Here is a 22,079-nt window from a genome sequence, read left to right on the forward strand (position 1 = left end):
GAGGGGGAGACAGCGATGCCTGTCCGTCACGACCGTTCCGTCCCGGCCGACCGGCGCGTCCGGCTCCAGGGCCGTCCCGTCGACGCGTACCCGGCCCTGCCGCCGGAGGCGGAACGCGGCACGGTGCGGCGGATCACGGAGATCGGCGAGGAGGTCCTCGACCGTCCGTGCCGAGAGGTGACCGGCTTCGGCACCCCGGAGCTGTCGGCGCTGATCGACGACATGTTCCTGACCATGCACGTGGCCGACGGCGCGGGCCTGGCCGCCAACCAAGTCGGCGTCGGCCTGCGGCTGTTCGTGTACGACTGCCCGGACGACGACGGCGTGCGGCACGTCGGGCACGTCGTCAACCCGGTCCTGCACGAGCCCGGTCCGGCGGAGCGCCGGCTCCTCGAAGACGGCGAGGGCTGCCTGTCGGTGCCCGGCGCGGTCATGGAGGTGCCCCGCACCCACCGGGCCGTCGTGCACGGCTTCGACAAGGACGGCAACCCCCTCGTCATCGAGGGGACGGGCTACTTCGCCCGCTGCCTCCAGCACGAGACCGACCACCTGCACGGCCACACCTACCTGGACCGGCTCTCCCGGCGCGACCGCAAGGACGCGCTGCGCCAGATGGCGGCCCGCCGCGACGACGTCCTCGCGCGACGGGCCCGCCGGGCCGCCCGGTCGGGCCGCCCGCCGACGGACTGATCAATGGGCGGTGCGGGTGTTCCAGATCGCCTGGCTGCCGTCGTAGATCACGACGTTGCCGTCGTCCTGGACGGCGAGCCGGGAACCGGGGTGCCCGGCCGTCTTCGAGTCCCAGACCGCCTTGCCCGAGGCGGTGTAGACGACGAAGTTGCCGTCGGCCTGGAAGACCGCGCGCCAGCCCTTGTTCACCGTGTTGGAGCTCCACCGGGCCCGGCCGAACTCGTCGTACACGACGAGGTTGCCGTCCGTCTGCATGACCAGCGTGGCCGTGTCCGAGCTCCAGGACTGCCCCCGCTCCAGCACGGAGGTCGCGTACAGGACCCGGGTGGCCTTGATTCTCGCCGTGGTCGAGGTTCTCGCGCCGTCGGCCGCGGTGTGCGTGGCCGGTGCCGCACCGGCCTGGGCCTGGCCGGCGAGCGTCAGGGTGGCGAGTGTGGCTGCCGCGAGGAGCGCGCTGACCCTCTTCTTCATGGAGGGCCTCCTTTCGCCGAGTCGGTCGTCCACCGGCTCCTGCCGGGGACGGCGGTCAGAGTCTGCCAGCGGGTGAGCGGATGAATGCTGGACAGTTGCGCGATGTGACGGGTTCGCACCCTGAATTGGCCAACCGGCCGCTCTCGACAGGGCGTTGCCCGGCATGTTCCACCTGGCCATGCGCCGAGCGCGGCGGTGTGGAAAGGTGTCCCGCACAAGCGACGAAAGAGGTGAGCGAGCCCATGAACATCGCCGTCTCCTCCGACATGGACGAGCCGGTCGCCCGCCAGTTGGTGCGCGAGCTGGAGAAGCGCGGCCACCACGTCCTGCCCCACGGCGTCCTCAAGGACGGCGACCGCACCGACTGGGCCTTCGTCTCCCAGGCCGCCGCCGAGGACGTCGCGGCCGGCCGGGCCGACCAGGCCGTCGTCTGCTGCTGGACGGGCACCGGCGCCGCCCTCGCCGCCAACAAGGTCCGCGGCATCCGCGCCGCCCTCTGCACCGACGCCTACACCGCCGCCGGCGCCCGCCGCTGGAACGACGCCAACGTCCTCGCCATCGGCCTCCGCCTCACCTCCGGCCCGCAGCTCGTCGAGATCCTCGACGCGTGGTTCGACGCGCGGGTCAGCGAGGACCCGGAGAACTCGCGCAACATCGCGCACATCGGGGTCATCGAGGAGGAGGCGGGGCGGTGACGCTCCGGACGGGCCGCACCGCGTGAGCAAGCCTCACCGGATCAGGTCGGCGTGCGGAGGGTCCGGCGCCGCCGGGCGAGGGCCGGTCCGGAGCGGCACCGGCTGCCTGCCACGTGCTCCAGTCCTCCAGCCGCTCCCGCACGTCTTCGGTCAGCTCCATGGGGTCGGGGTGTTCGGTGATCCGCTCCGGGGCGAGCATGCACGGCTCCGGCAGGTAGCCGCCGAGCTGGTCGGCGGGCCACAGCAGCGGCCCGCCGACCGAGCTGTCGTACGGTGACGGCGACCCGGGGCGTGGATGCAACCGGGTCGCTGTGCGTGCCGGCGGAGCCAGTTGAGGGAAGACGGCCGTGATGTCGACCGGCCGTGGCGGGGTGGTACGGCTCGTTCCGGCTCCTTGCCGTGTGCCTCGGCGGATCAGTTACCGAGGTTGAGTCCGCTGCGGGCCTGGGTGTTGGGGATGCCCTCGGTGAACATCAGCTCCTGTGCGCCGTTCGCCCTCTGAACCGCAGCGCTCATCACCACGCCCGTGGGGATCGTGCTGGCGTCGTCCCTGTAGAGGGGCGTCACCATGTAGTAGACCGCGTCGTCCGGCCGCATGTCCGCCGCCATGACCTTCTGTTTCACCTGCCTCTCATAAGTCCACATGCTGGGCGTTCCGGTGTTCATCCCCACCTGCCAGCAGGGGACCAGGTTGTCCTGCCCGCCGTCCCTTACCTGTCCCTTCCCGCCGAGAGTGTTGGCGATCAGGTGGCAGCGAGCGATCGCGGCTCCGGGCGGGTTCTTGTCGACGAAGTCCTGCGCGTCCTTCCAGCCGGTGATGTCCCCCGAAGCCGGGCTGCCCTCGCCGAGCGGCCACCGCAGGCAGGCCCGCGCCCCGCCCGCACGCGTACCGGCCGGGCTTGTCGGGTCGGTCCGGTTACGATGCGGGACCGGCGCGCTGCTGTTCTGGATCCACCCGCCGCCGGAATTGGCCTGCGCCCACTTCAGGCAGTCGGCCTTCGGTTTGGTGAGGTACTGGGTTCTGCGCGCTGCCGCACGACAGATCTCGTGCTTGCCATCGCCGTTCACGAACTCGACGTAGGATCTCGTGGGGTCGATCTCGGCCGTGTAGAGCCCCTCGTCCTGATCCTTCTTGCTCTGGTAACCGCCCTGCCAGCTCTTCCGGGAGCCAAGATCGCCCTGAGCCTTGTACTCGTCGGTGTAGTTGTTCGGCCCCTTGATGATGACGTGCCAGCTGTAGGCGAAGGCCGGCGCGTCCATACGAAACCCGGTCTCAAGGGCGACCGGGTACTTGTCGGTCTTCTCCTTGAGCGTGATCCAGGGAGTGCCGCACGGCCCGGGGGCGTTGTCCTTCGGGCGGGCCTTGGCCTGCTGGGCGGCGCGGCGCATCACGAGGTCCTTGCTGGCCGCCGGGATCGCCAGGGTTCCCCCGTCGGCCAGCCGCACGGTGACGTTGCCCGCGTGGTCCGGGGCTCTGGTGACCAGCTCCGTCACCCGCACCCTGGTCATCTCGAAGGCGACGGTATGTTCTGCCGGGCCTTTGGTGACGGCGCTCCCGCGGTCCGCGGGGTGCCCGGGCGCGGCGGCGGCCGTCGCCGCGCCACCACTGAGGGCGACGGCGGCCGTGGTTGCGGCCACCGTCGCCCCTGACAGGAATCGGAGCAGCCTGTTCGGATTTCGGGGCCGCCCTCCGCGGTGGCGACGTAATCCTGGTATGGACACGTTGGTCCCCCCCTTCTTGTTTATCCGGCCGGTGGGGTTTCCGTGCTCGTACTGAATGCGCTCCGTCGTTCATAGAGCCGTTCGGACAGGCGCGCAAATATCATGGAAGCCATGGACCGCCGAGTCGACTCGCTTTCGGAATGCGCGAGTTGGCCGAATGCCGTGCCCGTCGGTGGCGGTCGGCCGTGCGGCGGGTGAAGAGGAACCGGTCCGGTAGCCGCTGGTCGGCGGGGTGGCGCAGCGGATTCACAGCCGGGCGGGCCGTCTGCGCCGATGGTGGCGGCGCATCGTAGCGCCGCGCACGAAATTCCGATGAAGCCGGGCCCGGTGGGCCGCCGAGAACTGTGCGGGGGCGGCCGGGGATTTGGTCCGGCAATGACTGATTCCGGCATCGTCGGGCGTCATCCGTGACGCTACGTTCACTTCGATCCGACACCCTTCACTCACCGCATAACTGGCGGGTTCCGGACTGCGGGTGAATACGGAACCAGGTCAGGGAAAGGTCATGATGAGCAACTTGAGACCGCTCGGCCGGTGGTTCAGAGGACTTGTCGCCCTCGGGGTGGCCACGACCTCCGCGCTCGGCGTCATGGGTGCCGTGGCCGGCCCGGCCGCTGTGGCGGCCCGTCCTGGGCCGGGCGTGACGGCCGACCAGCCGAAGCCCGGCGACGCCTGTACCTCCGCCGATCTCGGCAAGCGCTACCCGTTCATCAAGAGCGCCCAGGTGCAGCCGACGATCACGCACTTCAAGGGCTGGTATGTCACCGACGGGTCGACGGGGTCGCAGACGATCCAGACCAGTACACAGACCGTGGTCACGGTCCAGGTCGGGCTTTCCGTCAACATTCAGGGCAGCTTCCAGGTGGGACTGCTCGGACAAGTGGGCGGGAGCCTGGGGCTGAACGTACAGATGTCGTCCAGCCACACCAGCAGCGAGTCCAAGTCCATCACCTGGGATTTCCGCAATCCGGGGTATTACGGCCTCTACGAGGGGACCCGCAAGGTCACCGGCCAGTACGGCAGTCTCAATTGCAACCGCGTCGACCTGGGCAACGGCGCCTTCGCCACCAAGTGGATCGAAGGGCCGGAGAGCGGCAGCTTCACGACGTTCACCACGCTCGAGGAGGGCGCGGTGCGGTGTGAGGACGTCGTGCCGGCCGGCAGCATCATGCGGAAGGCGCAGGAGATGCTGGGCTGTGGGACCGCGGCCGCCCGGGCGCACCGGCCGGCGGCGAAGAAGGCGTCCGCGCCCGTGAAGACGGCGAAGAAGGACCCGGGGGTCCGCGCGCCCTCGGATTCCGGCGTGCCGCCGGGCTTCACCTGCGACCCGAACCACTACAAGATCGCCACGCCGGAGCGCTCCCTGTTCTGGACGGCGCCCGACTTCCTGAGCGGGGACGACGTCCAACTGCGCCCGACGGCGAGCAAGTTCGGCGACCGGGACGAATGGCAGCTGTGCCATGGACCGGAGAGCGGCCGGGGCTTCGTGGACCACGTCTTCATCAACAAGTCCAGCAAGAAGTGCCTGACCGTCGTGGAGAGCACCGCGGCCACCGAAGGCGCCCCGTTGCAGCAGGCCGACTGCAAGACGGACGACCTTCAACGCTTCCACGTCTACCGGGACGTTCCCGGCTCGGACAAGATCGGCGTCCAGAACAAGTTCACCGGATACATGGTCGGGCACGAGCGCAACGCCGAGGGCCAGTCCCTGCGCCAGTACAGCATGGGCAAGCCCGACGGCACGGGAACCTACGTCCTGGTCGACGCCGGGAGCGCCGAGGACTGCTTCCCCTTCTGTGCTGCGGCCCGGTGACGCGGGGTCGGGAGGCCTGAGGCGTCGGACGGAGTTCGCCTGCGGGGCGGCGGGGAGGCGCCGTCCCGCACGCCGAGGGGGCGGTACTGCTGGCCGCCGGCGTCCTGTGGGCGGGGCTGGTCGTCGGCCGGTCCCGCGGCGAGGGCACGCGGTGGCTGCCGTGCGTGGCGGCCGTGTTGCTGTCGCTCGGCGCGCTGGTGAAGGGCGTGGCGACGCTGCGGAAGCGCCGCGGCGTGGCGTGACCGACGCGGCCGCACGGCCCGATCAGGCCGAGGGCCGTCCGACGGCGGGCGGAAGGCCGCCTCACCCCGCCCCCGCCACCAGCCGGTACCCCCGCTTCGTCACCGTCCCCACCAGGTGCCCGTACGGGCCCAGCGCCGTGCGCAGGCGGCCGACCGCCGCCTCGACGGCGTGTTCGTCGGGGCGGCGGCGGGAGGGGCCGGGCCAGGCGCGGCGGAGGAGTTCGGCGCGGCTGAGGACGGTGCCGGGGCGGTCGGCGAGGGCGGCGAGGACGGCGGCGGGGACGGGCGGGAGGCGCAGGACGGCGTCGGCGGCCAGGACGGCCGTGCCCTGGAGGGCCAACGGGCCGGCGGGGGTGACCAGTTCGCGCCGGTGGTGACGGATCACCTCGCGGGTCAGGGTGCGGACGAGGGAGCCCAGCCGGCCGCGTTCCGGCCACACGCAGGGGACGCCGGCCGCCAGGAGCGGGCGCGCGCACACCGGCCCGATGCAGGCCGGCAGGACGTCCTGGCGCAGGGCGGCGAGGAGTTCCCCGCGGTCGCCGCTCGCCAGGAACGCCTCGATCGCGGGGGCGCTGGTGAACGGCAGGGCGTGCACCTCGCGCCGCAGGGTCCGCTCCGCCAGGCGGCGCACGGCGGCCGGATCCTCCGGCGGGCCCCAGCGGTAGACGGGGACCTCCACGACGGAGGCCCCCTGGTGGCGCAGCGCCTCGGTGAACTCCGCCAGCGGTGCGCCGTGTTGCTGCACGGCGACGCGCCGGCCGCGCAGGTCCCGGGCGAGCAGCCAGGCGAGGACCTCGTCGAGGGCCTCGGAGTCCGGCGCGTACCCCTCGCGCAGCCCGCAGGCGCGCAGCGCGCCGGTCGCCTTGGGGCCGCGGCTGATCAGGACGGCCCCGCGGCAGGCGGCGAGCAGGGCCTCGCCCGTGCCCCAGTCCTCGGCCGCGTTGATCCAGGCGCGCCAGCCGACGCCCGTGGTGGCCACGACGTAGTCGAGCGGGCCGGACAGGCAGGCGGCGGTGGCGGCGCGCAGCAGTTCGTCGTCCACGAGCGGCACGATGCGCATCGCCGGCGCCATGACGACATCGGCGCCCCGGCGGCGCAGCAGCGCGGCGAGTTCGTCGCGGCGCCGGTCGGCCGTGACGCCTATGGTGAACCCGGTCAGCGGCGGCGTCCCCGGTGGCGTACTTCCCATGGGCCGAGGCTCGCCGATCGACGTTAAGCCCCTGTTGCGCCGGGATCACGGGACCGTCAGCACCGTGAACGCCCTGGTACGGGAGTGTGTCGTCCTCCTCACAACGGCCCCGGCCAGGCGTGTGCGCGACGTGAGGAGGCGGCAACACGGCCGTCGCACACCGGAAACCGGGGCGACAGACGCTTCCGGGCATGACGGGAACGACCTCCGCGGACGCCACGGACACCCACTGCCCCTACTGCGCGCTCCAGTGCGGCATGCGGCTGCGCCGCACCGGCCGCGACGGGCCGGGCGGGCCCGCCGTGGAGGTGGACGAGCGGCCCGGCTTCCCGGTCAACCGGGGCGCCCTGTGCGGCAAGGGCCGTTCGGCCGCCGCCGTCCTCGCCCCGCACCTGCGCCTCACCGAGCCGCTGGTGCGCGACCGGCGCACCGGCCTCCTGCGCCCGGCCGGCTGGGACGAGGCCCTGGACCGGGCCGCGGACGGACTGGCCGGGACGGCCGCCCGCCACGGCCGCGACGCCGTCGGCGTCTTCGGCGGCGGCGGGCTGACCAACGAGAAGGCGTACCTGCTCGGCAAGTTCGCACGCGTCGCGCTGCGCACCCCGCACATCGACTACAACGGCAGGTTCTGCATGGCGTCCGCCGCGGCCGGGCAGCGCGCGGCCTTCGGGCTCGACCGCGGGCTGCCGTTCCCGCTGGAGGACGTCGCCCGCACCGGCTGCCTCGTGATCGCCGGCGGCAACCCGGCCGACACCATGCCGCCCGCCCTGCGCCACCTGCGCGCCCAGCGGGAGGCCGGCGGCCGGCTGATCGTCGTCGACCCGCGCCGCACCCGGACCGCCGAGGACGCCGACCTGCACCTGCGGCCCGCGCCCGGCACGGACCAGGCGCTCGCCCTCGCCCTGCTCCACCTGGTGATCGCCGAGGGACGGGTGGACGAGGCGTTCGTCGCGGCCCGCACGACGGGGTACGCGCGCGCCCGCGCCGCCGCCATGGCCCACTGGCCCGAACGGGCCGAACGCATCACCGGCGTACCGGTCACCGCCATGCGGCGGGCCGTGGAGATGTTCTGCGACGCCCCCAGCGGCATGGTCCTCACCGCGCGCGGCAGCGAACAGCACAGCAAGGGGACCGACACCGTCGGCGCCTGGATCAACCTGTGCCTGGCCACCGGCCGGGCCGGCCGCCCGTACAGCGGCTACGGCTGCCTGACCGGGCAGGGCAACGGGCAGGGCGGGCGCGAACACGGCCAGAAGGCCGACCAGTTGCCCGGCTACCGGTCGATCACCGACCCCGCCGCCCGGGCGCACGTCGCCCGGGTGTGGGGTGTGGACCCCGACAGCCTGCCCGGCCCCGGGCGCAGCGCCTACGAACTCCTCGACTCGCTCGGCACCGACGGCGGCGTCCGCGCCCTGCTGCTCATGGGCTCCAACCCCGTCGTCTCCGCCCCGCACGCCTCCCACGTCACCGAGCGGCTGCGGGCCCTGGACCACCTGGTCGTCTGCGACGTCGTACGGTCCGAGACCGCCGAACTCGCCGACGTCGTCCTGCCCACCGCCCAATGGGCCGAGGAGGACGGCACGATGACCAACCTGGAGGGCCGGGTGATCCTGCGGCAGGCCGCCCTCGACCCGCCGCCCGGCGTACGCACGGACCTCCACGTCCTGCGGGCGCTCGCCGCGCGGCTCGGCCACACCACCGGCTTCCCGGACGCCGCCGGGGAGGTCTTCGAGGAGCTGCGCGCCGCGTCCGCGGGCGGGCAGGCCGACTACGCGGGCATCAGCTACGACCGGATCCGGGCCGGGGACGGCGTCTTCTGGCCCTGCCCGGACGCCGGGCACCCCGGCACGCCGCGGCTGTTCCTCGACCGCTTCGCCACGCCCGACGGGCGCGCCCGCTTCGCCGACGTCTCCTACCGGCCCGCCGCCGAGGAGCCGGACGCGCGCTATCCGCTGCGGCTCACCACCGGCCGGGTGCTCGCCCAGTACCAGAGCGGCGCCCAGACCCGGCGCACGCCCGAGCTCGAACGGGCCGCGCCCGGGCCGTTCGTCGAGCTCCACCCGCGCCTGGCCGCGCGGCTGGGCGTCGCCGACGGCGACCCGCTGACCGTCACCAGCCGCCGCGGCCGCGTCACCGCGCCCGCCGTGGTGACCGGCGCCATACGGCCCGACACCGTCTTCATGCCCTTCCACTGGCCCGGGCCCGGGCGGGCCAACACCCTCACCAACCCCGCGCTCGACCCGGTCTCCCGGATGCCGGAGTTCAAGGTGTGCGCGGTGCGGGTGGAACGGGCGGGCGGGCCGGCGGGGGAGGGGACGCCGTGAGGGACACACCGCGCCGGATCGCCGTCGTGGGCGCCGGCATGGCCGCCGCCCGCTTCGCCGCACGGCTCCTCGCGCTGACACCGCCCGGCGGCGCGGAGGTCACGCTGTACGGGGCCGAGCCGTGCGGGCCGTACAACCGGGCGCTGCTCGTCGGGGCGTTGCGGGGGCGGCCCGCGCCCGGGGAACTCGGGCTGCCGGCCGGCGGGGCGACGGTGCGCACGGGGACGGAGGTCGTCGCCGTCGACGTCGCCGCCCGTACGCTGCGCACGGCTCGCGGGCTGACCGCCGCGTACGACGCGCTCGTCCTCGCCACGGGCGCCGAGCCCGTGGTGCCCGCGCTGCGCGGGCCCCTCCCGCGCGCCGGCGTCCACCTGCTGCGCACCCTCGCGGACCGCGGGCGCCTCGCCGACGCGGCGCGGGACGCGCGGACGGTCCTGGTGGTGGGCGGCGGGGCGCTCGGCGTCGGGGTCGCGCGGGCGCTCGCGCGGCCGGGGGTCGAGGTGCATCTGGCGCTCGGCGCCTCCGGTCTGATGGGACGTCACCTGGACGCCGGGGGAGCGGCGGCGGTGCGGCGGGCGCTGGAAGGGGCGGGCGTGACCGTGCACGCGGGGCCCGTCGTGCGGCTGCTCGGCGACGCGCGCGTCGCCGGGGCCGAACTCGCCGACGGCGGGCGGCTGGACGTCCGGCTCGCCGTCCTCGCCTGCGGGGTCCGCCCCCGCGTCGCGCTGGCGCGGCAGGCCGGGCTGTCGGTGGCCTCCGGGGTGGTCGTGGACGACGGGCTCGCCGCGTCCGCGCCCGGCGTCCACGCGATCGGCGACTGCGCCGAGCACCGCGGCGTCGTCCACGGGCGGGCCGAGGCCGCCTGGGACCAGGCGGACGTCCTGGCCGCCCGGCTCTCGGGCGCGGACCCGGACGCGCTCTGCGCGGCCTCCGCGCCGTATCTCCGGCTCAGCGTCGGCGAGTTGGAGGTGGCGGCCTTCGGGGAGTCGGCGGGGGAGGGGACGGGGGCGGTCATGCTCTCGGACGCCCGGGGCGGGACGTACCGGAGGCTGGTGCTGCGGGGGGAGGCCGTGGTGGGCGCGGTGCTGGTGGGGGACGTGGGAGCGGTCGGGGATGTGGGGCGGGTCGTGGAGTGGGGGGAGGGGGTGGAGGGGGACGCGGTGCGGCTGCTCTGGGGAGGGTGAGCCGTCCCCGCCCCGCCGTCCTCGCGGCGGAGCCGCGTCGCCCCGCGCGGCAGCGCGTGGGAAACGGTGACAGGGCGGGGCCGGGGCGAATCCCCTCTCCCGCGTGCGCCCGGCACGCGCCGCCCACGCGCACCGGCCCCGACAGATACGACTCGACAGATACGACTCGACGGACCCGACTCGACGGACCCGACTCGACGGATCCGGCCCGGCAGATCGACTCCTCAACTCCACGCAAGGGAAAGGCAGACCGATGGCCCGCACACCCCACCTCCTCCTCGTCGGCCACGGCATGGTGGGCCAGCACTTCCTCCAGACCCTCACCCGCCGCGGCGGCGCCCACCGCATCACCGTCCTCGCCGAGGAACCCCGTCCCGCCTACGACCGCGTCCACCTCACCTCCCTCTTCTCCGGGACCACCGAGCGGGAACTCTCCCTCTGGGAGGAGGAGTTCGGCCGGCAGCACGGCATCGACCTCCGCCTCGGCGACCCCGCCACGGCGATCGACCGGGAGGCCCGGACGGTCACCACCCGCTCGGGGGCGGTGGCCGGCTACGACACCCTCGTCCTGGCCACCGGTTCCCGCCCGTTCGTGCCGCCCGTGGAGGGCCGCGACACCCCCGGCTGCTTCGTCTACCGCACCGTCGAGGACGTCATGGCCGTCCGCGCCCGCGCCCGGCACGCCACGGCGGGGGTCGTCGTCGGCGGCGGACTGCTCGGTCTGGAGGCGGCGGGGGCGCTGCACGCGATGGGACTGGCCACGCACGTCGTGGAGTTCGCGCCGCGGCTGATGGCGGCGCAGGTGGACGACGGCGGCGGCAGCGCCCTGCGCCGCAGGGTCGAGCAGCTGGGCGTCGTCGTGCACACCGGCGTCGCCGCCCGCGGCGTCGAGGCGGGTGAGGACGGCACCGTCCACCGCGTGACCCTCACCGACGGCACCGTGATCGACTGCGGGCTCGTCGTCTTCTCCGCCGGCGTCCGCCCCCGCGACGACCTCGCCCGCGCCTGCGGCCTGCCGGTCGGCGAGCGCGGCGGCGTCGTCGTCGACAAGGGCTGCCGCACCGCCGACCCCGCCGTCTACGCCATCGGCGAGTGCGCCCTCACCAGCGACGGCAAGGTGCACGGCCTGGTCGCCCCCGGCTACTCGATGGCCGAGGCGGCCGCGGGGCGGATCACGGAGGAGAGCGGCGAGTTCACCGGCTCGTACCCCGCCGCGAGCCTCAAGCTCCTCGGCGTGGACGTGGCCGGCTTCGGCGACGCCCACGCCACCGGCGACGACGCCCTGGAGGTCACCTACGCCGACAGCCGCGCCGACGTCTACAAGAAGCTGCTGCTGACCCCCGACGGCCGCCTCCTCGGCGGCGTCCTCGTCGGCGACACCAGCGCCTACGACGTGCTGCGGCCGCTCGCCGCCGCGGGCGCGCCGCTCACGAGCCCGCCCGAGGCCCTCCTGTTCCCCGGGGGCGACGCGTCCGGCGCGCCGTCCGGCCCGGCGGGCCTGCCGGACGAGGCCCTGATCTGCTCCTGCCACCACGTCACCAAGGCCACGATCTGCGCGGCCGTCTCCGAGCAGGGCTGCACGGACGTCCGCGCCGTCAAGCGGTGCACACACGCCGGCACCGGCTGCGGCTCGTGCACCGGGCTGCTGACGAAGCTCGTCGAGAGCACGCTGAGCCGGAGCGGGGTGGCCGTCGCCACCGGGCTGTGCGAACACTTCCCGCAGACCCGCCCGGAGCTCTACGAGATCGTCCGCACGCACGGCGTCACGACCTTCTCCCGCCTCATCGACGAACACGGAAACGGCGGTGACGGCTGCGAAGTCTGCAAACCCACCGTCGCCTCCATCCTCGCCTCCCTCAACCCCCGCCTGGGCAACTCCGTCCACATCCTCGACGGCGAACAGGCCGCCCTCCAGGACACCAACGACCACTTCCTCGCCAACCTCCAGCGCAACGGCTCCTACTCCGTCGTCCCCCGCATCCCCGCCGGTGAGATCACCCCCGAGGGACTGATCACCATCGGCGAGATCGCCCGCGACTTCGGCCTCTACACCAAGATCACCGGCGGGCAGCGGATCGACATGTTCGGCGCCACCGTCGACCAGCTCCCGCACATCTGGCGCCGCCTCGTCGACGCCGGCTTCGAGTCCGGCCACGCCTACGGCAAGGCCCTGCGCACCGTGAAGTCCTGCGTGGGCACGGACTGGTGCCGCTTCGGCGTCCAGGACTCCGTCGCCCTCGCCATCGAACTCGAACTGCGCTACCGGGGCCTGCGCTCCCCCCACAAGATCAAGGCCGCCGTCAGCGGTTGCGCCCGCGAATGCGCCGAGGCGCGCGGCAAGGACTTCGGCGTCATCGCCACCTCCGCCGGCTGGAACCTCTACGTCGGCGGCAACGGCGGCATGACCCCCCGCCACGCCGACCTGCTCATCGCCGACGCCGACCACGACACCCTCGTCCGCACCATCGACCGCTTCCTGATGTTCTACATCGGCACCGCCGACCGCCTGGAGCGCACGGCCCCCTGGATCGAGCGCATGGAGGGCGGCCTCGACCACCTGCGCTCGGTGATCGTGGACGACGCGCTGGGCATCTGCGCCGACCTCGACGCCCTCATGGCCCGGCACGTCGACACCTACGAGGACGAGTGGCGCGCCACCCTGGAGGACCCCGAACGGCTGCGCCGCTTCGCCTCGTTCGTCAACGCCCCGGGCACCCCCGACCCCACCGTGCGCTTCGTCACCGAGCGGGGGCAGATCCGCCCGGCCCCCGTCCTGCTGCCCGTGCCCGAGCCGGCGGTGGCCCGGTGACCGCCCCGCTCACGGTCGAGGTCGACCTGGGCTCCGGGTGGACGCCGGTGTGCCGCTACGACGACCTGGTCCCGGGCCGGGGCGCGGCCGCCCTCGTGGACGGCCGGCAGGTGGCGCTCTTCCGCGACCGCGCCGGAACGGTGTACGCGGTGGGCAACCTGGACCCGTTCAGCGGGGCCCACGTGATCTCGCGCGGTCTGCTCGGCACCCGCGAGGGCGTGCCCGTCGTCGTCTCGCCCATGCACAAGCAGGCGTTCGACCTGCGGTCGGGCCACTGCCCGGACGAACCCGAGGGCCCCGACGGCACCCCGGCCCGGCTGCCCGTGTGGCCCGTCCGCCTCACCCCCGCCCCGTCCGCCCCCTGAGCAGGGAGAGCCCCCCATGAACCCCGTCCCCGCCCCCACCGCCTCCGCTCCCGCCCCCGCACCCGCCGCGCGCCGCCGCATCGACGAATGGCGTCCCGAGGACCCCGCGTTCTGGGCGGCCACGGGCGCGCGCGTCGCCCGCCGCAACCTGCTGTGGTCCGTCGTCTGCGAGCACATCGGCTTCTCCGTCTGGTCCCTGTGGTCGGTGCTCGTGCTCTTCCTCGGCCCCGAGTACGGCGTCGACCCGGCCGGCAAGTTCCTGCTGACGGCCGTGCCGACGCTGGTGGGCGCCGCCCTGCGGCTGCCGTACACCGTCGCCGTGACCGCCTTCGGCGGCCGCACCTGGACCGTCCTCAGCGCACTGCTCCTGCTGCTGCCCACGGCGCTCCTCGGCGTCCTGCTCCAACCCGGCGTCTCCTACGGCACGTTGCTCGTCACGGCGGCCGCCGCGGGCGTCGGCGGCGGGAACTTCGCGTCCTCGATGGCGAACATCAACGCCTTCTACCCCCAGCGCCTCAAGGGCCGCGCGCTCGGCATCAACGCCGGCGGCGGCAATCTCGGCGTCCCCGCCGTGCAGTTGCTCGGCCTGCTGGTCCTGGCGGCGGCCGGGGCCGGGCACCCGCGGCCGGTCGTGCTGGTCTACGTGCCGCTGATCGTCCTGGTGGCGCTGGGCGCGGCGCTGCGGATGGACAACCTGTCGGGGGTGCGGCCGGCCGGGCGGCCGCTGCGCGAGGTGGCCCGGCACGGGCACGCGTGGGCCCTCTCGCTGCTCTACATCGGCACGTTCGGCTCGTTCATCGGCTTCGGGTTCGCCTTCGGGCAGGTGCTGCTGGTGCAGTTCCCGGACGCCTTCCCGACGCCCGTCCGGGCCGCCTCCCTCACCTTCCTGGGGCCGCTGCTGGGCTCACTGGCGCGGCCGCTGGGCGGGCACCTCGCGGACCGGCGGGGCGGCGCCCGCGTCACCTTCTGGACGTTCGCCGCGATGGCCGCGGGCGCCGGGCTCGTCCTGGTGGCCTCGCGGGAGGGCTCCCTGCCGCTGTTCCTCGCCGGCTTCGTCCTGCTCTTCGTCCTCAGCGGCCTCGGCAACGGGTCCGCCTACAAGATGATCCCGGCCGTCTACCGGGCCGAGGCCCGGCGGCGGACCGAGCGCGGCGAGGACGCCGCGGCCGCCGACGCGCGTGCCCACCGGCACGCGAACGCGCTGATGGGCATCGCGGGGGCGGTCGGGGCGCTCGGCGGCGTGCTGATCAACGTCGCCTTCCGCCAGGCGTTCCTGGCCGGCGGCACCGGCGAACCGGCCTATCTGGCCTTCCTCGCCTGGTACGTGCTGTGCCTGGCGGTCACCTGGGCGGTCTACCTGCGGCGGCCCGACACGGTGTGAGACGGCGCGGTGCGGGGCGCCCGGGCGTGCGGGGCGGGCTTGTGGTCCTTCCCGCCCTTGCCGCCCTTGCCCTGCTCGCCGGGGACGTTGGCGGCCTTGACCGTGATGCCCTGCGCCGCGTTGGCCGCGGTGAGCGTGAACGGGCCGAGGGCCGGGTTGGCCGGGTTGCGGTAGCCCTCGGGGACGGCGGTCTCCAGCAGGTAGTACGAGCCTGTCGGCAGGTTGGTGAAGGTGCACCGCCCCTGGGCGTCCGTGGCGCAGCCGGTCTCGACGCGCCGGTCGGCGCCGGGGCCGTTGAACTGGAGCCCGGCCCGGCCGTTCGTCTCCTGCCACAGCTCGAACACCGCGCCCTGGAGCGGCCGTCGGGTGCGCGCGTCCTGCTTCTCCAGGACGATCGAGCCGTGCGGCTCCTCCGGTTTGACGTCCGTGGCGAGGGCGGTGACGCCCGTCCCGGCGTTCTGCGCCGTGAGGGACAGCGGGCCGAAGACGCCCGGGGCGGGGACGAGGTAGCCGGGCGGCGCCTGGACCTCCTGCCAGTAGTACGTGCCGAGTTCGACCGTGGCGCCGCACACGCCGGTCGCTTCGGTGGTGCAGGGAGCGCCGACGGCCGTGTCGGCGCCCGCCCCCGTCGTCTGCGCCCCCGGGACGCCGTTGGTCTCCCGCCACAGCTGGAAGCGGGCCCCCGGCAGGACGGCGTGCGTCACGGCGTCCTGCTTGACGACGGACACCCGGCCGGTCACCGGGGGCGGGGGAGCGGAGCCGCAGTCCGGCAGGTCGCCGTCGAACGGGTAGGCGTGGAACTCCTGGCCGCCGCCGCCCGTCGCCGCGGAGGTGTGCGTCAGCGAACCGGCCGTCAGGAAATGGCCGTTGATGCCCGGGAGCGACACCGTCGTCCCGCTGGAGGGCGTGCCGACGAGGAAGCTGCCCTGGAACTGGCCCGTGCCCTTCAGCTCCACCCGCGTCGCGTCCGGGATGTTCCACAGCAGCCGCTCGCGCAGCCGGTTGAAGGCGTTGTCGTCGGTGAGCGTGCCGCTGTAGGTGTTGATGACGCGGGCCCCGCCGAGGAGGTTGACGAGCACCGTGGCACCGTCGGGAACGGCCGTGAACCGGACGCCCTCCTGGCCGCCGTCGCGTCCCGTGATGTCGAAGTCGACGTCGAACACCTGGAGTCGTGACGTGCCGTCGCCGGTGAACACGGTCTCCGAACCGGTGTTGACCGCCGTCCCCGTAGCGGGCCGCCCCCGGCCGTCGGCGCCGTGCGCGTAGCAGCGGGAGGCGGCGGAGAGCTGGTCCCGCAGGCCCGCGTAGGGCTGTACGGCGGCGGGGTCCCCGATGCTGCGCCCGATGACCGTACCGGAGGCCGGGCCGGCGTGCCGGACCACGCCGCGCTCCGCGTCGAGCCGCTGGCCCGGGGCGACGGTGACGGAGCCGCCGGTCGTCAGCCAGTCCGCGCCGTCCGGCGGCGGGACGCGTGAACCGACGCCGGCCAGGCCGATGTTGTAGAGAGCGCCGCCGGCCGTCTTGTTCTGGTCGAACGAGCCGAGGGTGACGACGCGTCCCTCGGCCTCGGCGGCGGCACCGCGGACGAGGAAGTCGCCGCCGACGAAGATGTTGATCCCGTTGTCGCGGCCGGCGATCGGGCCGTTGCCGACGGGCGGGTAGGCGGCGGGGCACTGCCCCGGCACGCACGGGCCGAGCCCGCCGGGGAGGGGAGCGGGAACGGCGGGCGGGGCCAGCGGTCCCGCGACGGCGAAGGCGGTCAGCGCGGCGACGGCCGCCGCGCGCCATGAGGGTCTGAGCACGGTGTCCTCACCATCGGGGTCGAGCGGTGTGTTTTTCGTATCGATCGTGACCATATGTCGATGAATTGCCCGGCTCGCCGCGCCGGAGGAATGGCCCATTCAGCCGAGAAGGGTAAATATCCGAACATTTAGCCGCAGGATCGATTTTTCTCACACGAACGGGTGAGGATGTGCGTATCTGTGGACGGGAGGGGGCAACCACGGGGCGACTCGCACAAAACGCCGAGTTGTCGATCAACTCCCGTGACAGGAAGGGGAATTGTCATGCGTCGTCGTTTCGCCATCGGCGTCCTGGCCGTGGCCGCGCTACTCGGAGCCCTGGCCACCCCGGCCGGAGCCGAGGACTGGGGGAAGGGCGGTGGCGGCGGGGAGTCCTGCATCACCAACCAGGCCCACAACCTCGTCGGTGTCGCCCTCACCTGCTCCCCGATCTCCGTCCTCTAGGACGGGTGCCTCGCGTGGGCGCACGCCGCCCGCGGAGCCGGATGGTGTGGGAGGGAAGCCGTCCGTAGCTCCCCGGGCGCGACCGCCCGGCGGCCCCTGAGCCGCCGGGCGGCCGGCGGGGCCACGTGACGGGCCGGCAAGGCCGGGGTGGGCGGCGGAGCGGACGCCGCCGAGGGCTGCGCCGCCCGTCGCCCACCCGAACCGCCGGCCCCGGACCTACGTCCCCGGCTTGTGCCCCCACACGTACACCGCGTCCCCCACCCGCAGAACCCCCCACAGCGCCTTGGCGTCCGGCACGCCCATGGTCACGCACCCCGCCGACCCCGCACCGTCGTACAGCTCCCCCGGCCGCCCGTGGAACGCCTGCCCGCCCGAGAAGAACTGGGCGTACGGCATGGGGGCGTTGGCGTACAGCGTGGACAGGTGGTCGATGTGCTTCCGGTACACCGTGTGCCACCCGGTGCGCGTCTCCTCCCCGAGCCGGCCCGTCCGCACCGCGACCGGGCCGAACCGCACGGCGCGCCCGTACTGCACCCACATCAGCTGCCGGCCGAGGTCCACGCAGGCCACCTTGCGCGCCGGCGTGGGGACGGGGCAGGCGCCGGCCGCGTTGGGATTCGGGCGGGCCCGGGCCAGGACCACGGCGCGGTAGGTGGCGAGGTTCGCGAAGCCGTCGGCGGGGCGGACGCCCGCCCTGCGCTGGAAGGCGGCGATGGCCGCGCAGTCGGCGGGGGACTGCCGCCCGTCCTGCGGCAGACGGAGGTACGCCTCCAGCTGCCACTGGTACGGGCCGGTGCCGGCCGTGCACGCCGCGGCCCCCGCCGCGCGGGCCGGGCCCGCCGGGCCCGTCAGGGTGGCGGCGAGCAGCAGCGCCGTGGCGAGGGGGCCGTACCTTCTGGTGCGTCCGAGGTGCATGGACGACACCTACAAGGCGCGCGCCCCCGGGGCATCCCGGGCGGGCCGCACGGGTGGCCGCGCGGCCCGGAGTGCCGGCGGAGGCCCGGGCGTCCGGGGGGCTCAGACCGTCCCGAACTCCTTGAGCAGTGCCGCGCAGAACGCCGGCAGGTCGCCCGGCTTCCGGCTGGTGACCAGGGTGTTGGGGCCCGCCGTGCAGACGCGCACCTCCTCGTCGACCCAGGTGCCGCCCGCGTTGCGGATGTCCGTGCGCAGGCTCGGCCAGGACGTGAGCGTGCGGCCCCGGACCACGTCCGCCTCCACCAGCGTCCAGGGTGCGTGGCAGATCGCCGCGACCGGCTTGCCCGCGGCGAAGAAGTCGGCGACGAGGGAGACGGCGGCCGGATCCTGGCGCAGGGCGTCCGGGTTGGCCACCCCGCCGGGCAGCACCAGCCCGTCGTAGTCCGCCGCGGACACCTCGCCCACGACGTCGTCGACGGCGAAGGTGTCGGCCTTGTCGAGGTGGTGGAACGCCTGGATCCGGCCGGGGGAGGTGGAGACCAGGCGCGGGTTCCCGCCCGAGTCCGCCACCGCCTTCCACGGTTCGGTGAGCTCCACCTGTTCGACGCCCTCGGGCGCCATGAGGAATGCCGCTTTCATGCTCCGTGTCCTCCCCGGCCGCTGGGGCCTGCTAGGTGTAGCGGCAGATGCCGCCGGTTCCCTGGGCGGGGGTCCGCGGGGTGCCCGGCTCCAGCACCCTGACGTCGGCGCCGGTCAGCAGGGCGGCCCGCACCGCGACGTCGGCCAGCCGGCCCTCGTGCGGCTCGCCGTCGGGCGGCAACTCCTCGCGCCGCTCGGCGAGTTGCGTCGGCGAGTCGCCGAACCAGGCGGTGCGCTGGTCGTTGGGGTCGTCGGTGACCGTGAGGACGCCGACGCGGCCGACGGCCAGCGCGTCGAGGGTGGTGTGGACCCCTTCGACCGCGTGCCCGCCCGGGCCCAGCTCATGCTCGAGCTGCCGCAGGAGATCGGCGGTGCGGGCGTGCCCGGCGCGGGCCGCCTCGGCCGGCGCGCGGGTGGCCGCGTCGGGCGAACCGTCGGCGCCGCGGCTGCCGCTGACGTGCCCGACGGTCACCTCCCGGCGCACCCGGGCGGGCAGGTGCTTGGTGACGTACTGCCGCGCCCGCACGTCGCCGGCGAGCAGCAGCAGGTTGGCCGACACCTCGGCCAGGGCCGTGTCCAGGGCCTGGGCGACGGCCGTCGCGTTGTGCTCCCAGGAGTCCTCGGCCCGGTGCTGGTACCGCATCTGGGGCAGGCCGGGGCTGCGGACGATCTCGTCGTCGGGGCCGGTGACCGTGCGCCGCACGGGCTCGGTGGAGCCCTCGGGGAAGAGCAGGAGGTCCGCACCGGTGCGGTCGACGACCGCGACCACGTGCGCGGGGTGGTCCTGCCGCCACTCCAGCAGCGGCAGCAGGTGCGGGACGGACGCGAACTCGGCCACGTCCCCGTGGGGTTCGCCGGGCAGCTCGGCGGCGTAGCGCACCTCGCCGCCGGAGGCGAAGGCCGCGAGGACGCCGGTGCCGGGCAGCGAGTCCAGGACGCGGGAGGCCAGCGCGTCCACCGTGGCCGCGTCGGCCCCCTCCCGGGCGAGCCGGGCGGCCAGCTCGCGCCAGCGGGCCTCGGCCTCCTCGGCCCGCTGCGGACGTATCTCGCGGTCGAAGTAGACGGACGCGTAAGGGCCGGGCGCCTCCAGGAGGGCGCGCAGCGTACCCGTGTCGGTCCGGGTGGCAGTGGTCATGTGGGCTCCTCCTCCCGGGCGGTTTCCACCCGCCCTTCCAGCTGACCAGATGGGGCAGAGCGGCGCACGCCGGGGCGTGACGCGCACCACCGTGCCCCGGGAGTTGCGGTTACCTGTAGTGACGGAACGAATGCACTCTGGAATCATGGGAGTTGAGGGGGCCGGGGACCGCGGGTGCCCCCAGGAGGGGAGGGCGCCCGCGAAATCCCCGGCCCCGCCTGCCCGTTGGGCAGTGCTCAAAGGATCGCTTTGGGATGGTCATGGAAAGTTTTATTCGACTTATGGAGGGAACCTCGGTAGCTTCGGCGGCGTGCCGAGGGCCCGCACCAGCCGGCCCCCGCGCGCACCAGCACGTCTCCTACCGATGGGCGGTGTCTTCCATGGCGGCCGAACGCCGAACCGCGTCCCCCTGGACCTTCATGGCCGCGACGGCCGTCCTGTGGGGCTCGGCCTTCCCGGCGATCCGCGTCGCCCTGGACGGGTATGCGCCCACGTCCATCGCGGTCCTGCGGCTCGTGTGCGCGATGGCGATCCTCTCGCCCTGCCTGGTCACCGGCCGCATCGCCCGGCTGCGCCGCGCCGACCTGGCGCGCATGGCCGGCTTCGGCCTCACCGGCATGACGGCCTATCAACTCCTGCTCTACGCGGGCGAACGCCACGTCGAGGGCGGCACCGCCGCCATGCTCGTCGCCACCTCACCCGTCTTCGCCACCCTGCTCGGCATGCTCGTCCTGCGCGAACGGCCCGGCGCCCGGGGCGTCGTGGGACTCCTCGTGGCCCTCGGCGGCGCCCTCGTCGTCGCCACCGCCGGCGGCGGAGGCGGCGGAACGCGCTCCGGCATGGCGATGATCGTCCTCGCGGCCGCCGCCCAGGCGACCTCCTTCGTCCTCCAGAAGCCGCTGCTCCAGCGCTACTCGGGCATGGACTGCATCTTCTACGGCAGCCTCTTCGGCCTGCTCCCGCTGCTGTTCTCCGTCCCCGGGGCGGTCCGGCAGACCGCCGGCGCCGGCTGGCAGCAGCTCGCCGCCGTCGGCTGGCTCGGCCTCGGCTGCACCGTCCTGGCCTTCTGCACCTGGTCGCGCGTCCTCAAGGCCGCGACCGCGTCGACCAGTTCGCTCGTCCTGTACGCCGTGCCGGTCGCCGCCCTCGCCCTGGACGCACTGCTCTTCGGCGTCCTCCCCGCCCCGATGGCCGGCCTCGGCGGACTCGTCGTCCTCCTCGGCGTCGCCGTCGCCGCCATGCGCCGCACCCCGCCGCGCCGCGTCGCCGGCTCCTCCCCGGCACCGGCCGCGCCGCGGCGGGAGACCGTCAAGTCCGGCTGAACGGGCCCCCGTCCAGCCGGGACAGCGTCTCGCGCACGTTCTCCTCGGCGGCCAGCCGGACGGCCTCCTCCGGCGCCAGCCAGCGCAGTTCCGCCCCCGGGCGCTCCGGCCGCACGGTGTCCGGCGCCCCCGTCGCCAGGACGAACCGCAGGTCGGCGTGCTCGTGCGCCGGCTCGTCGCCCGCCGCCGGCACCGGCACGACCACCACGTGCGCCGGCCGCGCGGCCGGCCACGGCGCCAGGTCCTCCAGCCCCGTCTCCTCCCGGCCCTCGCGCAGCGCCACCCCCAGCGGATCACTCTCCCCCGGATCCCCGTGCCCGCCCACCAGCAGCCACGACCCGTGCCGCCGGTGCCACCGCAGCAGCACCCGCCCGCCCACCGGATCCACGATCACCGCGGACGCGGTGAGGTGCAGCGGCAGCGAGCGGTCCCAGGGATCGGCGGCCGACGCGAGCAGCGCCCGCAGCCGGGCGACGTCGGCGCGCTCGCGCCCGTCGGCGGGCCGGTGGGAGGCGAGAACGTCCGTCACGGACGGGGACCTTGAGATCATGCGACGCAGCCTAGGCGAGAACGGCCGCGCCCCCCACCGGATTTGCCGCCCCCGCCCCCGCCTCCGCCTCCGCCCCCGCCACCGCCGCACCGTCGCGCCCGCGCGCCCGGGGCGGGCACGGAAGCGGAGGCGGCCCCACCTCGGCCGCGCGGACCAGGACCTCCGCCGGAGAAGGCCCCGGTCCCCGGGCCGAAGCGGGCCGCGACGGCCCGGCCGTAGGGTCGGAAGCGGTGGCGGGCGTCGTCGGTGCCCTGGCGAACGGCACGCCGCAGGCGCGGCTGCCAGGCGCGCCACACGGCGGGGCCCCAACCCCCGAGGGGCCCCGCCACCCCTGGGCCACGGCGCGCCGGGCCTCGCCCCGGCCGCCCGACGGGCGGGGGAGCGGGC

At 74.6% G+C, this 22,079-nt stretch carries 18 protein-coding genes and 1 pseudogene; 10 read left to right on the forward strand and 9 right to left on the reverse strand.

Annotation, left to right across the window (positions count from 1 at the left end; genetic code table 11):
• The first annotated feature begins 15 nt into the window (after positions 1-15).
• On the forward strand, positions 16-690 hold the full coding sequence (def, locus tag AC230_RS06215) for a peptide deformylase (RefSeq protein ID WP_049714864.1): 675 nt from the start codon (positions 16-18) through the stop codon (positions 688-690).
• Here the strand turns inward: def and AC230_RS06220 are convergent, their stop codons facing one another.
• Positions 691-1,161, reverse strand: coding sequence for a hypothetical protein (locus AC230_RS06220; RefSeq protein ID WP_053161009.1), 471 nt, complete (start codon positions 1,159-1,161; stop codon positions 691-693).
• Positions 1,162-1,403: 242 nt separating this feature from the next.
• Here AC230_RS06220 and AC230_RS06225 point away from each other — a divergent pair, with 242 nt between their 5' ends.
• Positions 1,404-1,856: an RpiB/LacA/LacB family sugar-phosphate isomerase gene (locus AC230_RS06225; RefSeq protein WP_049714865.1), complete on the forward strand. Its 453-nt coding sequence runs from the start codon at positions 1,404-1,406 to the stop codon at positions 1,854-1,856.
• Between the two features lie 226 nt (positions 1,857-2,082).
• Here the strand turns inward: AC230_RS06225 and AC230_RS32900 are convergent.
• Both AC230_RS32900 and AC230_RS30245 read right to left on the reverse strand, forming a co-directional pair.
• Positions 2,083-2,271 (reverse strand): annotated as a pseudogene (locus AC230_RS32900) (hypothetical protein); the annotation flags it as partial.
• Positions 2,271-3,494 carry a DNA/RNA non-specific endonuclease gene (locus tag AC230_RS30245; protein WP_053161011.1) on the reverse strand — a complete coding sequence of 408 codons (1,224 nt, stop codon included), beginning with the start codon at positions 3,492-3,494 and terminating at the stop codon, positions 2,271-2,273. The pseudogene AC230_RS32900 and the gene AC230_RS30245, both read right to left, overlap by 1 nt.
• A gap of 592 nt (positions 3,495-4,086) precedes the next feature.
• Between AC230_RS30245 and AC230_RS06235 the strand changes: the two genes are divergently transcribed.
• Entirely contained in the window at positions 4,087-5,391 is a 1,305-nt protein-coding gene (locus AC230_RS06235; RefSeq protein ID WP_049715084.1) for an RICIN domain-containing protein, read from the forward strand.
• A 303-nt stretch (positions 5,392-5,694) separates the two neighbouring features.
• On the opposite strand, the gene AC230_RS06240 is transcribed toward AC230_RS06235, so the two are convergent.
• A complete protein-coding gene (locus AC230_RS06240; RefSeq protein WP_049714866.1) occupies positions 5,695-6,822 on the reverse strand; it encodes a uroporphyrinogen-III synthase in 1,128 nt (375 codons plus the stop codon).
• Between the two features lie 191 nt (positions 6,823-7,013).
• Here AC230_RS06240 and AC230_RS06245 point away from each other — a divergent pair, with 191 nt between their 5' ends.
• The 5 genes from AC230_RS06245 to AC230_RS06265 all read left to right on the forward strand — a co-directional run bounded on the left by AC230_RS06245 (position 7,014) and on the right by AC230_RS06265 (position 14,885).
• Positions 7,014-9,146 (forward strand): molybdopterin oxidoreductase family protein, encoded by a 2,133-nt coding sequence (locus tag AC230_RS06245; protein WP_049714867.1) that lies wholly within the window; start codon positions 7,014-7,016, stop codon positions 9,144-9,146.
• Positions 9,143-10,330, forward strand: a complete 1,188-nt coding sequence (locus AC230_RS32905) for an NAD(P)/FAD-dependent oxidoreductase (RefSeq protein ID WP_198535458.1) — start codon at positions 9,143-9,145, stop codon at positions 10,328-10,330. The genes AC230_RS06245 and AC230_RS32905 overlap by 4 nt, the downstream gene beginning before the upstream one ends.
• A 253-nt stretch (positions 10,331-10,583) precedes the next feature.
• Positions 10,584-13,139 (forward strand): nitrite reductase large subunit NirB, encoded by a 2,556-nt coding sequence (gene nirB / locus AC230_RS06255; RefSeq protein WP_049714868.1) that lies wholly within the window; start codon positions 10,584-10,586, stop codon positions 13,137-13,139.
• Positions 13,136-13,504: a nitrite reductase small subunit NirD gene (gene nirD / locus AC230_RS06260; RefSeq protein ID WP_078870983.1), complete on the forward strand. Its 369-nt coding sequence runs from the start codon at positions 13,136-13,138 to the stop codon at positions 13,502-13,504. Before nirB ends, nirD begins: the two co-directional genes overlap by 4 nt.
• Before the next feature lie 16 nt (positions 13,505-13,520).
• Entirely contained in the window at positions 13,521-14,885 is a 1,365-nt protein-coding gene (locus tag AC230_RS06265; protein WP_049714869.1) for an MFS transporter, read from the forward strand.
• Here AC230_RS06265 and AC230_RS30250 read toward each other — a convergent pair.
• Positions 14,858-16,687 carry a choice-of-anchor A family protein gene (locus tag AC230_RS30250; protein ID WP_053161013.1) on the reverse strand — a complete coding sequence of 610 codons (1,830 nt, stop codon included), beginning with the start codon at positions 16,685-16,687 and terminating at the stop codon, positions 14,858-14,860. The genes AC230_RS06265 and AC230_RS30250 overlap by 28 nt on opposite strands.
• Positions 16,688-16,951: 264 nt before the next feature.
• Here AC230_RS30250 and AC230_RS06280 point away from each other — a divergent pair, with 264 nt between their 5' ends.
• Positions 16,952-17,131 carry a hypothetical protein gene (locus tag AC230_RS06280; RefSeq protein WP_049714871.1) on the forward strand — a complete coding sequence of 60 codons (180 nt, stop codon included), beginning with the start codon at positions 16,952-16,954 and terminating at the stop codon, positions 17,129-17,131.
• A 216-nt stretch (positions 17,132-17,347) separates the two neighbouring features.
• Here the strand turns inward: AC230_RS06280 and AC230_RS06285 are convergent, their stop codons facing one another.
• The 3 genes from AC230_RS06285 to AC230_RS06295 form a co-directional block, all read right to left on the reverse strand.
• A complete protein-coding gene (locus AC230_RS06285) occupies positions 17,348-18,046 on the reverse strand; it encodes a L,D-transpeptidase (RefSeq protein ID WP_049714872.1) in 699 nt (232 codons plus the stop codon).
• Positions 18,047-18,148: 102 nt separating this feature from the next.
• A complete protein-coding gene (locus AC230_RS06290; RefSeq protein WP_049714873.1) occupies positions 18,149-18,685 on the reverse strand; it encodes a type 1 glutamine amidotransferase domain-containing protein in 537 nt (178 codons plus the stop codon).
• Positions 18,686-18,716: 31 nt separating this feature from the next.
• Positions 18,717-19,820: a baeRF2 domain-containing protein gene (locus tag AC230_RS06295; protein WP_049714874.1), complete on the reverse strand. Its 1,104-nt coding sequence runs from the start codon at positions 19,818-19,820 to the stop codon at positions 18,717-18,719.
• 380 nt (positions 19,821-20,200) lie between these two features.
• Between AC230_RS06295 and AC230_RS06300 the strand changes: the two genes are divergently transcribed.
• Entirely contained in the window at positions 20,201-21,142 is a 942-nt protein-coding gene (locus AC230_RS06300) for a DMT family transporter (RefSeq protein ID WP_049714875.1), read from the forward strand.
• Here AC230_RS06300 and AC230_RS06305 read toward each other — a convergent pair.
• The gene (locus AC230_RS06305; protein WP_049714876.1) at positions 21,129-21,692 is read right to left on the reverse strand and encodes an NUDIX hydrolase; all 564 of its coding nucleotides are present in this window, start codon (positions 21,690-21,692) and stop codon (positions 21,129-21,131) included. The genes AC230_RS06300 and AC230_RS06305 overlap by 14 nt on opposite strands.
• Positions 21,693-22,079 lie beyond the last annotated feature (387 nt).

Source organism: Streptomyces caatingaensis, from assembly GCF_001187435.1.
GTDB lineage: Bacteria > Actinomycetota > Actinomycetes > Streptomycetales > Streptomycetaceae > Streptomyces > Streptomyces caatingaensis.